Origin of the sequence: Shigella sp. FC1661 (genome assembly GCF_001712525.1) — a bacterium.
GTDB lineage: Bacteria > Pseudomonadota > Gammaproteobacteria > Enterobacterales > Enterobacteriaceae > Escherichia > Escherichia coli.
This window is the reverse complement of sequence record NZ_MDGW01000028.1, coordinates 1-12226: the sequence shown is the minus strand read 5'-3', so window position 1 is coordinate 12226 and position 12226 is coordinate 1. Positions and strand designations below refer to the sequence as shown.

Here is a 12226-nt window from a genome sequence, read left to right as displayed (position 1 = left end):
TTTCTGGTGCGTACCGGGTTGAGAAGCGGTGTAAGTGAACTGCAGTTGCCATGTTTTACGGCAGTGAGAGCAGAGATAGCGCTGATGTCCGGCAGTGCTTTTGCCGTTACGCACCACCCCGTCAGTAGCTGAACAGGAGGGACAGCTGATAGAAACAGAAGCCACTGGAGCACCTCAAAAACACCATCATACACTAAATCAGTAAGTTGGCAGCATCACCATTCAACCCCATAACCATCATGAGCCGACCTGTAGGAAATGCCACCATTTTTATAATTCACACGGAATTGTACGGCAGGACAGCTACCAGCATTTATATTAAAGTGAAGAATTAATGCAGATGCACCACCAATCAGGGCGTTATATGCACTACTATCCCAATTCCATCCAATGGATGTATCACCATTAACAGTATTACCTGTTTGTCGGAGTGCAAATGCATTGACATTTTTGGCACTAATTGAAATATCGCTAGAACCATCAAAACCAACTCCAGCAATTTTTCGTGCTGTTTTCAGCTTTGTTGCAGTAGCGGCATTGCCGGACAGTTCCCCAGAAAGGCCACCGCTGAATGTTTGTCGATTGGTCCAGGTATTCGCTGTACTGAGTAACGGTATTTTCTCCCCGCTTGTGCCGAGTTCTCGTAAACCGAGGTATTCGATAACGGCAGCAACGGTCGATTTCGCAAGAATATCCCGCCCGACTTTTGTCAGGGTTGCCAGGCTGGCGACATCATTCCCCGTAAAATACGGAAACCTGTCTGCCGCAGTAGCAAGCCCGGCCAGCGCCGTCAGGATGGCATCTTTCGGTTGCTTACCCGCAAGCGCGTTAGTCATGGTGGTCGCAAAATTCGGGTCGTTTCCCAGCGCCGCCGCTAACTCGTTCAGCGTATTCAGTGCGTCAGGTGACGAATCTACAAGGGCGGCAATCGCAGCCATAACGAAAGCCGTGCTTGCGATTTGGGTATTATTCGTTCCCTGTCGCGCAGTTGGCGTTGTTGGCGTTCCGGTCAGCGCAGGACTGTTTAAGGGCGCTTTCTTGTTCGTTTCATCCATTACCGCCTTAACCGCTTTCGATGTCGCGGCCAGTGTTTCAGACGTGCTGTTGGTGGCACTACTGAGCTGGACTATCCCTTTTTGTGCCGTCGTGGCGTCCTGAGCGGTATATTTTGCGTTAGCAAGGTCATACGCGGCCTTTACTGCTTTCGGCGTTGCAGCCTGCGTTTCAGACACGCTGTTAGTGGCGCTACTGAGTTGAACAAAGCCTTTTGCGGTCAGCGAGGCGTCCGGGTGACGTCGTGACTGTTCATGCTCTTTCAGTTTGTCATCCACGTAATCCACTGTGGCCATCACCATGGTGTTGTCCACGGTAAGCGCCACGGTGGCAGTGCTGGATACGGTCAGAATGGTGCGAAATGTTTGTGCACGACCGGACCCTTCGGCAACGGCTGGCTTGTAACTTTCGGCAGTATTTCCCACCGCGATTAAATCGCCGTGCTCATCAAATACACCAATTTCCCGGATCCAGAATCCGCCCGTTTCAGGAGGAATAACCAGCTCCGCAATAATGCGGTTCTGATGTGTTGCGTCCAGGATGACGCGATTAACAGTATGTCGCCACACCTCATGCACCAGACGGGTCTGCTTACTGTCTGGTGTGGGCAACGTGCCGCCACCGTCGCCCACGGCCATATGAGTCAGGCGGACAGGCTTACCATCTGGCGCGGCTACCTGAGCTAATTTTTTTGCACCCGTATCGGTGATAATGGTTTTAAATTTTCGTGTTGTGGTACTCATGCTTAATCGCCTGGATAAATGGTAATAACTTCACCGTCATAAGTTGCCGCCGCTGCGAAAATATCCCCCGGAATTTCCTGAATGATATTCAGCCCTGTCATGTGGCGGCTGACCGGGCGGGCATCAGCAATCAACCGCTCCATTTCCAGATACATTTCCTCCGTCACGCCACTGTCCAGCGTGCCGACTTCAACGGTAAATGTTCCCGGTTCTCCGCCGAACTCCCACCACTCAGACACGCGAATGAGGTATCCCAGCGGCTCAATGGCCCGGCGCAGTGCGCTGATGGTCCCTTTGTGTCGGTGTATCAGCCATGCATCACGAATAACCTGTCGCTTTGTCTCTTCCGGCCAGTTGCGATCCCAGCGGTCAACGGAAAACGCCCAGGCGAGATAAGGCAGCAGATGCACCGGGCAGGTGTCCGGCGACCACAGCGTGTTGAGGTCTACCGGAATGTCTGTAATGCGTGTTCCGACGGCTTCGGCACAACGCATGAAATTGCTGGCTGATGGTGGTAACAACGAATTACTCATTGCGTCCACCTTCGCTGATGGTGAATGACTCACAGCGCGCCGCCTGTATGTCGCTGATGGCCATATTCTGTGTGGGTTCGATTATCTCCACGCGTTGCACACCGTGCACATGCAGTGCGGCAGCAATGGCGGACAACGCCACGTCCTGACCGATAAGCCCCTGCTCAGCCAGCCACTTCCTGAACGACGATTCAGCCGCGGCCAGAATAGGTTCGGATTCCGGGCCGGGGTAAAAGTACAGTTTTGCATTCAGCCGCCATGTCACGATTCTGGCACTCTGTACGGTCAGGCGGTCGGCCACCGGGCGGGTATCCTCTGCATTCAGAACGGCGCGAACGGTATTAAGCAACGCCTCCGTTGCTGTGCCGTCGCCCTCAGTGGACAGGATGGAAACCGTCACGTTGGCCGGAGACGGGCTGATGGCCCGCGCATCGCGTACCAGACCGCTGGCGCTGCGTGCAAAATACTCGTATGCACCTGACGGGCCAGCAACACTCAGACCGTCATATGCCCGTTGCGCCCGTAGTCTCAGCGAGGTGTCACTTTCCATCACTGCATCGGTGGTATCCGTTGCCGGAGTGATAACCAGGCGCTTTGTGTTCATATTGCCCGCGAGGTTGTCCAGGTCTGTCCCGGCGCTGTGGCTTAGCATGCAGGCGCGTGCACCCTCATTGACCCGCTGGCGTAACAGCATTTCACGAAACGACATGGTTTGAGCGATAACGTTAAGGGGTTCCGATTCCAGCTCCAGCGCGGCGGAAACGGCTTCACGCTGTTCGGCGGGATAGGACGCAATCATCATGGCCTTTGTGTCAGCCAGAATTGCCTCAAAGTCAGGCTCCGCGATGATGGCGGGTTCCGGTAACTGTGAAAGGTCAACGGCAGGCATGATTTACTCCCTCAGCGTGATGGTTAATTCAACATTCTGCATGGTCTGCATGACAGTGCCCGACAGCGTCACCCCGGCGCGGCCTCCTGCCTTCCAGACAACGTCGATAGCGTCCAGGGCAATGCGGGGTTCCCATCGTGTCAGCGCAATCACGGCAGCACTCATGCATTGCAGACGCGTGGTGTTATTCATGGGTTCGTCAATCAAATCAGGCACAAGGCTGCCATATTCCCGTCGCATAACCCGGCTTGCCAGCGGGGTGGTCAGGATGTCCCTGACTGACTGTTTCAGGTGCTCCATATCGTTCAGGTTTCCCGTTCCGTCCGGGTTCATTCCTGTGTAGCGGGTTGTCACTGCGGGCCTCCTGTCGAATCGCTGCCACCTTTAACGCCACCGTGTTTATGCGTATGCACTGTGATGCCGTTTGAGGTGAAATTGCCGCCGCTGTGCGTGATATTGCCGCTCATCTTTCCCCCTTTTGTGACGTCAAGCGTCGCCGTTCTCAGAAGGTCTGTGCATTCCACGACGGGCGTATCCAGTGTCACGCTGACGGATGCCTGCAGGGTGGCTGTTTTCATGCCGCTGGCGCTCAGTGCGCCTGCGTCCGCGTCGTAGCGGAACACCGCGCCATCCGGCGCGCTGACCACGATTTCTTTCAGGCTTTTGCCGGGGGCCGGAATGGCATCACTCCACAGGCTGCCAATTATCATGGCGGTTTCCGGGTTGCCGCCAATGCAGGCAATTACCACCTGTTCGCCTGGTGATGGCGGCAGCCACACATTGAAGGCTCCCGCGCGAGTGGTGTTCCAGCGCAGCCAACCTGTTTCCAGTTCGCCGCTGCGAACGCGCACGCGCCAGGACTTCTCATCAACTTCAGAGATGATCCCGGTGCGGATGATATTGCTCAGTAGCCGCATGAGTTCTGCGCTCACCGTACAGCCTCTGCAATCCGGCCCAGCACCGTGTTATAAATCGGGCGCTCATCTGCCTGGCTGATACCCAGCAGCTCACGTACCGGGTAATCGGTGAAAATGCCCGGCGCAACCTGATCGCGCTCACCGAACTGATGAACGCGTGCAATACGTGCGGCCACGCCGCTGTAACCCACCGTCACACCGGAAGCATCTGCACGGGCTTTCAGGTAGCGGGCGGTGCGCAGTTTTACGAACATGGGGACGCGCTTTGTGCTGTCCTGGTTGATGCGCCGGGTGCGTATTTCCAGAAAGCGGTCGATGTCATCCCGGTAAAACGTGCGGATGCTGTTTTTATCCTCATCCCACCCGGTGATGGTTCGCCCGTATTTCCCCGTGTCGTGATGCCAGTTTTTCAGCGTGCGTGCTTCGTTATTCCAGATAAAGCGAATGCGCTCCTGTATCCGGGTTACGTGGCGTCTGCGTGGTGTCCATGCGGTCCCGTCCGGCGCTTTCTGTGACCGGATACGTGCCTGCTGGGCGCGGCGTAAATCCTGTGCCAGCTTTCTGGCGATGTTATTGATGGCCTGCTGATTCAGGCTGTCGCGGATGGCTTCAAAGGTTTCATCCACGCGAGTGAATGCCTTATCCATCGCTTTCACCCCACGTCACATCCTGGAATACATGCGACCAGTCGCCTTCGGAAGATGGCAGGCGGGGTTTTGGCTCCAGCAGGTGTTCTGCCTGCGGTGTGCCCTGACTGCTGCGCGTGATGCGAACGCGTTCCCGCAGGGGGAGCGTAAACAGGAGATCGGCGCTGTCATCGTCATTGATAACGGCGGAGAATTTGATGTCCTGATTACGCTCAGGGTTGAGCAACAACTGTGGCTGATTTTCGGATAACCACGCCAGCAGCGGCAGCGTGAGGTCGTCCAGCTCCCCGGCGTAATCCATGACAAACATCACCATCTGATAGCGGTAAACAAACGATGGGGTTTCTCCGGTCGTTTCAATGTTGCCGCTCTCCACGAAAATGGTGAATTTTTCCGGGTTAGCCTGACACCATCGGCATGAACGGGTCATGGCTTCACGCAGGGAATCAGTTTTCAGCATGGTTGTTATCCTCGTTGTTCAGTCGTTGCAGCCTGCGCTGTTCCAGTAATTCAATGGCCCGTTTATCCGCGTTACAGGTTTCCAGTGCATCCAGAAGGCGGTCGCCCCATATACCGAGATTTCCCCATGTGGGAGTGTCAGGGAAGGGGGGAGGCGTTACCGGTATGGTCAGCGTCTGCGGTATAAGCCGGACTGACGGCGCTGGCAGTGGCGCGTTCTGCGTGCCTGCGCAGCCTGTCAGTAAAACGAGCGTCAGGCAAAGCGTGGGCGCATTCATCTTTTGCAATATCGTTGCGTAGCTGTTCACGTCTTACCTCTCCGTCCTGATTGCGTTGCTGATTTTCCACGCGGAGTTGCGCCAGCACCTGCTGCATATCCTGTACCCCGGCGCTGATGATATTCAGGGTGTCGGCGGTACTTTTCAGGGTGCTGGCCTGCGCTTCGTTTCTGGCGTTCTCCCGGCCCAGCGACCACGACAGACGCATGGATGTTCCCCATCCGGCAGTCAGAAGGAAAGCGACGCCAAGCGTGGGCCAGAGCTTCATGCCGGATAGGCTCCGTGTGGTAACTGAAAATGCGGTCCGTCTTTCAGGGTCTTCCAGTCGCCGCCCCATTCCACCGGAATATTCAGTTCCCGGCTGGCCTGTCTGAATGCTGCTGCGATTTTTTCGTACAGCGGCCATTCCCATGACACCTGGCTGCCGATATAAGCCACAACATCCACGGCATGCCCCGTAAGGTGGCGGCTGTTCATGGTCTGGCTCTTACCCGTGGCCACCAGTTGCTTCTGGCGGTAACGGCTGCGCAACCCTTCGGTGATACCAAAATCCACTTCCGAGATTTCCAGTGCCCGTCGGGTCACTTTCACCAGATCAGGATTTACACCCTGCAAATTCTTTTCGCTCCGGCTGCTGAATTTAAATGTGTTGCTCATTCGTCCTTCTCCTTCACCCTGGATACTGTTAAACGTCATCACCGCCTGACGTTGCTGTGCCGTGAATTTCAGGCGCTCAGTGCCCAGGCTTGCCGGGGTGTCGGTCATCGCCAGCCCGACCAGATAGGCGCGCCCGTTAACGGAGAACTGCGGGTGCAGTTCGATACTGGAATAGATTTTCTTGCCGTCCGCAACAAGCTGCTTCATGCGCTCGGTCGGTTCGATTTCTGCATACAGCGCAGTACGTCCGGCCAGCGGACCTTCCGTAATGTCTTCCGTACTCAGTGCGGTGACATCGCCCATTGCGGAAAATTCGCTTGACGGGCATGGCGAGAGATAGTGCTCAACGTTCACGCGGGCAGCGTAAACATCCGGGTTGAAGTTCTCGGCGGCTTCACGCAGATGCACCGGACTGATTTCACGGCCATCAACAGTTGATCCGGAGACAGCCACGCGAAACTTTTTGCGGGATGTCTTTTTTTCATTAGCCATAGTTTTTGCCCCTCTGACTGGTTCTTCAGTCATGATGGCAAAGCGTAACAGGCTGATACAAAGGGCTTTTGTTGTAAGAAAACGGCCAGAACAGAGGGTTAAGGAGAACAGTTTCGCGCGCGGGTAATCTTCCTGTAATTACTCAGGGGGAGCAATGATTCAGGACGCTTTTGTGCGCCAGCGTGCGCGGCAACTTTACTGGCAGGGTTATCCGCCCGCAGAAATATCACGTCTGATGGGAATAAACCCGAACACGATTTATGCGTGGAAAAAACGTGACCAGTGGGATGAAACGCCACCCGGGCAGCGTGTCACGCAGTCCATCGATGCGCGCCTCATCCAGCTTACTGAAAAACAGAATAAAACAGGCGGTGACTTTAAGGAAATAGACCTGCTGACCCGGCAGCTTAAAAAGCTGCATGATGGCCAGCCGGATGTGATGGCCGCAGGAAAGAAAGGCCGGGCGAAAAAACTCAAAAATCATTTCACGCCGGAACAGATTGCCGCACTGCGGGAAAAAATCATCAGCAGGCTGGAGTGGCATCAGCGGGGCTGGTTTGACTCCCTGACCCTTTGCAGGGAAGCCGGGATACGTAACAGGATGATCCTGAAATCCCGACAGATTGGGGCGACCTGGTATTTTGCACAGGAAGCACTGCTGATGGCGCTGCGTGACGATGTGGCGCAACCTTACCAGCGTAACCAGATTTTTTTGTCTGCGTCGCGTCGTCAGGCGTTCCAGTTTAAAAGCATTATTCAGAAGGCGCGGCTGAAGTTGATGTGGAGCTGAAAGGGGGCGATAAAATCATCCTCTCCAACGGCGCAGAGCTGCATTTTCTCGGCATTTCTGCTGCGTCGGCACAGTCCTATACGGGCAATTTTTATTTTGATGAATTTTTCTGGGTCAGTCGCTTTGCTGAACTGCGCAAGGTGGCTGGCGCTATGGCAACCCTCAGCGGACTGCGGCGCACCTACTTCTCCACGCCATCCACCGAAACGCACGAGGCATACGCCTACTGGAACGGCGACCGCTGGAACGAGAAAAAGGCCTCGCATAAACGGCAGCGTTTTTCTGTGGACTGGAAAACGCTGCATAACGGGCTTATCTGCCCTGACCGGACGTGGCGGCAAATTGTCACGCTGGAAGATGTGGTTAATCACGGCTGGAAACACACCGATATCGACGAAATTCGTGATGAAAACACCGAAGACGAGTTCCTCAATCTCTATATGTGCGAGTTTGTCCGCGAAGGGGAATCGGCATTTAACCTGAATATCCTGATTGGCTGCGGCGTTGACGGATACGACGACTGGAAAGACTGGAAACCTTTTGCTCCCCGCCCGATGGGGAATCGTCCGGTATGGATTGGGTATGACGCAAACGGCAGCAGTGGCAACGGCGACAGCGGCGCTGTGTCCGTGGTGGTTCCTCCGTCTGTTCCTGGTGGCCGTTTTCGAACGGTGGAGACGCGACGCGTTCAGGGGCTGGAGTTTGAAGAACAGGCCAGAGTCATTGAAGAGTTCACGTGTCGCTACAACGTGGAACACATCGGCATTGATGTGACGGGCGGGAACGGGGAGGCTGTTTATCAGATAGTGAAACGGTTTTTCCCTGCCGCTATTCCGTACACCTTCACGCTGTCATCAAAACGGTCGCTGGTACTGAAAATGCTGCAAATAATGCGTGCCGGGCGGTGGGAATACGATCGCGCCGAACGCGAGCTGGTCGCGGCCTTTAACGCCGTGCGTAAGGTGAAAACACCGGGCGGCTTTATCACTTACGAAACGGACCGAGCGAGGGGGATCAGCCACGGCGACCTTGCGTGGGTAACCATGCTTGCTGTCATTAACGAACCGATTGGCGGCGAAGGAGAAAACGAGCGTTTCACGGTTATGGAGTTCTGATGAGCAGAAAAAATAAAAAAGTGCGCATGAGTTCACGCATTGATCTCGCTGATGCGCTCAGGAAAGAATCATCGCTCAGTGCATTCACATTTGATGGTCCTTATCGCCTGACCGGGCATGACCTGCTGGACAATATGTACTGTGCTGATAACGGGCGGTGGTATGAACCCCCGGTGGACTGGTACGGTCTGGCAAGAGCTGCCCGGCAAACGTCTTGGCATCAGTCTGCGCTTTACTTTAAGCGCAATGTATTGCTCGGTTGCTACATCCCGCACCCGCTGCTTTCCCGGTAGGATTTCTCGGCGCTGGCGCTGGACTGGTTTGTGTTCGGTAACGCATTCCTTGAGCTTCGAAGCAATATGCTCGGCGAACCGCTTAAATTACGGCACGCCCTGGCGAAATACATGCGACGCGGAAGCGATCTTGAATCATGGTGGTATGTGCAGGATGGCAAGGATGCGTTTCAGTTTCGCCCAGGCAAAGTGTGTCACCTGATGAATCCTGACATTAACCAGGAAATCTACGGCATGCCGGAATATCTCGGCGCATTACTCTCGGCCAGCCTGTCTCATTCGGCGGACATGTTCAGAAAACTGTATTACGACAACGGATCCCACGCCGGGTGCATCATCTACATCGGTGCCGCGCAGGTAAACCGCGAAAGCATGGACTCCCTGAAAGAAACGCTACAGGGTGCGCGTGGTGGTGGTGCGTTTAAAAACGTGCTCATTCATGCGCCCAACGGGGGCAAAGAGGGGGTGCAAATTTTGCCGTTCCAGCAGATCACCGCAAAGGATGAGTTCATGAATGTTAAGGCGGCATCCCGTGATGATGTGCTGGCTGCGCACCGCGTTCCGCCGCAACTGATGGGGGCGATGCCGGGTGAAAAAAGTGCGTTTGGTGATGTGGAGAAGGCCGCGCGGGTTTACGCAATTAACGAGCTGATGCCCGTCATGGAGGCCATGAAGCACATCAATGACTGGCTTGGCGAAGAGGTGATCCGCTTTAACCCTTACGCACTGTTAGACATCCAGCCCACATCCTGATGCGCTTCGCTTGTCTGCTGCTTCGCCGGGGCATAAAAAATTTATGCCCCGACTCTCCAGCTCCTGTATCAGTCAGATAATTTCACGACGCCTTCCAGTTTATCGCCACCATCGACGGTCAGACTCTTACGCAATCCCACCGCGTTGACTGCATGTTCTCGCCGCCTCAGTGCGATTTTGACGGCCTTACCTTTCACCCCATCAAATCAGAATCCCTCACGTATTTTTCACGCTCAGCGTGAGAAATAGGCCATTCTGTCGTGTCGCTGCGACATCGTTAAGGGAACGCTATTTACCCCCTGAAACGCGGGCTGTTCCCCCGTCACCTGCGCGCAGAAAAAGCGCGTTTTTTTGTGCACGCACGGATCCTTGACGGATCCAGCCGCCACGCGGGCTGGAAGGGCAAAAATTCGTTCAAAAAAATTGTGCAAATTTGTGCACTATTGTGCAGCAGGGCGATGTGCGATTATCGCCCTAGTTTGAGGGGGATCAGGTGTTATTTTTATCTGTCGTCAGTGGGCTAAACCATCCACAATTTACATCGCATGACTGATGCGTTCTGTCCTCGTGTTTCTCCTGCCACAATGCTTTTCCGCCAGCCTTTATGATGGCTCTTTCAACATCCCGCTCGTATCGCAAGGGCTGAAATACGTCATTAATGAAATATTCGCTTATGTCCGGAAGCGATACTGCAAAATTATTTGTTTGTTGCGCCGTCCTGCTATGCAGCAAAGCGGCATGCTTTAATGCGTCCTGTGCTTTCTGGAATTTAAGTGCATAGTCAGTGGCGATTTTTTCCAGTTCAGCGATTCGGTTGTCTTTGGTTTCCAGCCAATCAAGTAGCGCCAATACTTCAGGATCCCCGACATCCAACACTGTTACGCGTGATTTTTCATAATGTTCGTCAGCAAGAGTTCGGCCAATTTTGAAATCTCCATCATCACCATAACCGGAGCAGGCATAAACAACCTGTGCTCCAGATATTCGCTGAATTGACATTTCCTCGCCGCAAATAGGGCATTTCGGTACTGGCACAGGTGAATAACGTTCACGTAATGCCTGATAGTTGATTTCGCTCATTAAGTCGTTCTCCTTGTTTATGTTCTGAGGTGGAGAGCAGGGCGAACTCGCCCTGATGTTGTGTTATTCAGGAAATAACGCCCGGATATTTCCGGCCATCTGACTGGTTATCTGTGCGGTTGATACTGGCTGTGATGTGGGGCGTTCTGTCCTGGTTTGTGTCACTGATAACGCTTCATCACCAGCCCATGCAGCCAGTCGATAAGCCTCTGCCGGATTCATTTTCAGAAGTGCCAGCCCGGCCAGAAAAGCCACGCGTTGGCCGCTTTTGCGGGCTTCTGGTGTAAGGCTGTCCAGCCAGGCGCATGCTTCTCCTTCGTTCTTGACGGCGGTGGGCTTCAGATAGAAACTTATCCGTCTGGTTGGAGTCGTCATTGGTTTACTCCTTGTCCATTGCGTACAGCCCATTAACCAGAGCAAACTGTGGCACCCCGTCCGCGATGAAAGTCGCATTAACTCCGCAGGCTTCGCGGATAGCGGGTGCCACAATCTCCGCCCCTCCACCGACAACCATCACCCGCCCGTAACCCGAAAAACCCGCCAGCGCGCGGATCACGCGTTGTTTCAGTGTTTCTTCCTTTTCACGAATTACCGCCATCAGGCTGGCGTAATGCGCGTCATTGTGGATGTGCTGGCGCAGCCAGGCTTCATCATGGCGATGTTCGATAATGGTATTGGCGATGTGGTGACTGGTGCGCATACCGTTAGTGGCCATCACCGACAGTACGGCATCGGCCATCAGAGAAACGCCCACGTGTGGATCGCAAAACACCTGGCTGATACCTGCCAGTTGCCCCTGAACCTTTGCCACATCCAGCGTGGTTCCGCCCAAATCCACAATCAGCAGGGATTCAAACGGACTCATGTCAGCCAGTGCCTTAAAGCCAGCCGGAATGGATTCAGGCATAACCCGTACGTTACGGATAGTGAATGCTTCGCCGTTCTGGTACTCCACCGGGCGCATGACGTTCGCTTTTTTGCGGTTTGAAGTGGTCAACAAAAACTGGCCACCGAGTTAGAGTTTTTCCAGTATCGATTTTCCGATTCGTTTGGGGGTAACCCACCGTTATATTCGTGCGGTCTTAGTGCGCTGTAATATCCAACGATATAGTCCGTTATGGCGTGAGCTGCCTCGCTGAAGCTTACGTAACCCACCACCGGCATCCATTCGTTCTTCAGACTCCTGAAGAAGCGTTCCATTGGGCTGTTATCCCAGCAGTTTCCGCGCCGGCTCATACTCTGTCTGATCTGGTATCGCCACAATAACTGCCGGAACTGCCTGCTCGTATAATGACTGCCCTGATCGCTGTGGAACATCACCCCGCCGGGCTTACCACGGGTTTCCCATGCCATTTCCAGCGCTTTCATGGTGAGCCTGCTGTCCGGCGAGAACGACATGGCCCAGCCCACTGGTTTTCTTGCGAACAGGTCGAGAACAACGGCGAGGTACGCCCAGCGCTTACCCGTCCAGATACAGGTCACATCACCGCACCACACCTGATTTGGCTCGGTCACGGCGAACTGCCT

14 protein-coding genes and 5 pseudogenes are annotated in these 12226 nt (G+C 54.4%); 2 read left to right on the top strand and 17 right to left on the bottom strand.

Annotated elements, in window-relative coordinates:
* From BFF42_RS02390 to BFF42_RS02325, 12 genes and pseudogenes are all read right to left on the bottom strand, one after another.
* Positions 1 to 165 (bottom strand): IS1 family transposase (locus tag BFF42_RS02390; RefSeq protein WP_000179192.1); only part of this gene is annotated, 165 nt, incomplete at its 3' end.
* 56 nt (positions 166 to 221) lie between these two features.
* Positions 222 to 1796, bottom strand: a pseudogene (locus BFF42_RS02375) (phage tail protein); the annotation flags it as partial.
* A 2-nt stretch (positions 1797 to 1798) separates the two neighbouring features.
* Positions 1799 to 2329 (bottom strand): phage tail protein I, encoded by a 531-nt coding sequence (locus BFF42_RS02370; protein ID WP_000071721.1) that lies wholly within the window; start codon positions 2327 to 2329, stop codon positions 1799 to 1801.
* Entirely contained in the window at positions 2322 to 3218 is an 897-nt protein-coding gene (locus tag BFF42_RS02365; RefSeq protein ID WP_001111959.1) for a baseplate assembly protein, read from the bottom strand. Before BFF42_RS02365 ends, BFF42_RS02370 begins: the two co-directional genes overlap by 8 nt.
* Positions 3219 to 3221: 3 nt before the next feature.
* Positions 3222 to 3572: a GPW/gp25 family protein gene (locus BFF42_RS02360; RefSeq protein WP_000213447.1), complete on the bottom strand. Its 351-nt coding sequence runs from the start codon at positions 3570 to 3572 to the stop codon at positions 3222 to 3224.
* Positions 3569 to 4135: a phage baseplate assembly protein V gene (locus BFF42_RS02355; protein WP_001544208.1), complete on the bottom strand. Its 567-nt coding sequence runs from the start codon at positions 4133 to 4135 to the stop codon at positions 3569 to 3571. Before BFF42_RS02355 ends, BFF42_RS02360 begins: the two co-directional genes overlap by 4 nt.
* A gap of 11 nt (positions 4136 to 4146) precedes the next feature.
* On the bottom strand, positions 4147 to 4782 hold the full coding sequence (locus BFF42_RS02350) for a phage virion morphogenesis protein (protein ID WP_000356323.1): 636 nt from the start codon (positions 4780 to 4782) through the stop codon (positions 4147 to 4149).
* Positions 4775 to 5242, bottom strand: coding sequence for a phage tail protein (locus tag BFF42_RS02345; protein ID WP_000920592.1), 468 nt, complete (start codon positions 5240 to 5242; stop codon positions 4775 to 4777). Before BFF42_RS02345 ends, BFF42_RS02350 begins: the two co-directional genes overlap by 8 nt.
* Complete coding sequence (lysC, locus tag BFF42_RS28525) at positions 5229 to 5426, bottom strand: Rz1-like lysis system protein LysC (protein ID WP_097738121.1); 198 nt, start codon at positions 5424 to 5426, stop codon at positions 5229 to 5231. The genes BFF42_RS02345 and lysC overlap by 14 nt, the downstream gene beginning before the upstream one ends.
* Positions 5380 to 5787 carry a DUF2570 domain-containing protein gene (locus BFF42_RS02335; RefSeq protein ID WP_001437610.1) on the bottom strand — a complete coding sequence of 136 codons (408 nt, stop codon included), beginning with the start codon at positions 5785 to 5787 and terminating at the stop codon, positions 5380 to 5382. The genes lysC and BFF42_RS02335 overlap by 47 nt, the downstream gene beginning before the upstream one ends.
* Positions 5784 to 6176 carry a M15 family metallopeptidase gene (locus BFF42_RS02330; protein ID WP_000072327.1) on the bottom strand — a complete coding sequence of 131 codons (393 nt, stop codon included), beginning with the start codon at positions 6174 to 6176 and terminating at the stop codon, positions 5784 to 5786. The genes BFF42_RS02335 and BFF42_RS02330 overlap by 4 nt, the downstream gene beginning before the upstream one ends.
* Positions 6177 to 6188: 12 nt before the next feature.
* A pseudogene (locus BFF42_RS02325) lies at positions 6189 to 6668 on the bottom strand (GPO family capsid scaffolding protein); the annotation flags it as partial.
* 154 nt (positions 6669 to 6822) lie between these two features.
* On the opposite strand from BFF42_RS02325, the pseudogene BFF42_RS27495 reads away from it, so the two are divergent.
* Together BFF42_RS27495 and BFF42_RS02310 are read left to right on the top strand one after the other, a co-directional pair.
* A pseudogene (locus BFF42_RS27495) lies at positions 6823 to 8573 on the top strand (terminase large subunit domain-containing protein).
* Positions 8573 to 9619 (top strand): annotated as a pseudogene (locus BFF42_RS02310) (phage portal protein). The pseudogenes BFF42_RS27495 and BFF42_RS02310 overlap by 1 nt, the downstream one beginning before the upstream one ends.
* A gap of 68 nt (positions 9620 to 9687) precedes the next feature.
* Here BFF42_RS02310 and BFF42_RS28090 read toward each other — a convergent pair.
* The 5 genes and pseudogenes from BFF42_RS28090 to BFF42_RS02285 form a co-directional block, all read right to left on the bottom strand.
* Positions 9688 to 9816: a hypothetical protein gene (locus tag BFF42_RS28090; protein ID WP_000676505.1), complete on the bottom strand. Its 129-nt coding sequence runs from the start codon at positions 9814 to 9816 to the stop codon at positions 9688 to 9690.
* A 292-nt stretch (positions 9817 to 10108) separates the two neighbouring features.
* Positions 10109 to 10699, bottom strand: a complete 591-nt coding sequence (locus tag BFF42_RS02300; RefSeq protein ID WP_001289966.1) for an ead/Ea22-like family protein — start codon at positions 10697 to 10699, stop codon at positions 10109 to 10111.
* A 63-nt stretch (positions 10700 to 10762) separates the two neighbouring features.
* Complete coding sequence (locus tag BFF42_RS02295; RefSeq protein ID WP_000211290.1) at positions 10763 to 11074, bottom strand: plasmid partitioning/stability family protein; 312 nt, start codon at positions 11072 to 11074, stop codon at positions 10763 to 10765.
* A gap of 4 nt (positions 11075 to 11078) precedes the next feature.
* Positions 11079 to 11684 (bottom strand): annotated as a pseudogene (parM, locus tag BFF42_RS02290) (plasmid segregation protein ParM domain-containing protein); the annotation flags it as partial.
* A gap of 8 nt (positions 11685 to 11692) precedes the next feature.
* On the bottom strand, positions 11693 to 12226 hold a 534-nt coding region (locus BFF42_RS02285), incomplete at its 5' end, for an IS3 family transposase (RefSeq protein WP_039060271.1).

What these genes read in the sequence shown, in the direction of transcription:
- BFF42_RS02370 (WP_000071721.1), bottom strand. Translation starts at nt 2,329, where the DNA reads ATGAGTAATTCGTTGTTACCACCATCAGCCAGCAATTTCATGCGTTGT.
- BFF42_RS02350 (WP_000356323.1), bottom strand. Translation starts at nt 4,782, where the DNA reads ATGGATAAGGCATTCACTCGCGTGGATGAAACCTTTGAAGCCATCCGC.
- BFF42_RS02295 (WP_000211290.1), bottom strand. Translation starts at nt 11,074, where the DNA reads ATGACGACTCCAACCAGACGGATAAGTTTCTATCTGAAGCCCACCGCC.
- BFF42_RS02335 (WP_001437610.1), bottom strand. Translation starts at nt 5,787, where the DNA reads ATGAAGCTCTGGCCCACGCTTGGCGTCGCTTTCCTTCTGACTGCCGGA.
- BFF42_RS02345 (WP_000920592.1), bottom strand. Translation starts at nt 5,242, where the DNA reads ATGCTGAAAACTGATTCCCTGCGTGAAGCCATGACCCGTTCATGCCGA.
- BFF42_RS02300 (WP_001289966.1), bottom strand. Translation starts at nt 10,699, where the DNA reads ATGAGCGAAATCAACTATCAGGCATTACGTGAACGTTATTCACCTGTG.
- BFF42_RS02365 (WP_001111959.1), bottom strand. Translation starts at nt 3,218, where the DNA reads ATGCCTGCCGTTGACCTTTCACAGTTACCGGAACCCGCCATCATCGCG.
- BFF42_RS02355 (WP_001544208.1), bottom strand. Translation starts at nt 4,135, where the DNA reads ATGCGGCTACTGAGCAATATCATCCGCACCGGGATCATCTCTGAAGTT.
- BFF42_RS02330 (WP_000072327.1), bottom strand. Translation starts at nt 6,176, where the DNA reads ATGAGCAACACATTTAAATTCAGCAGCCGGAGCGAAAAGAATTTGCAG.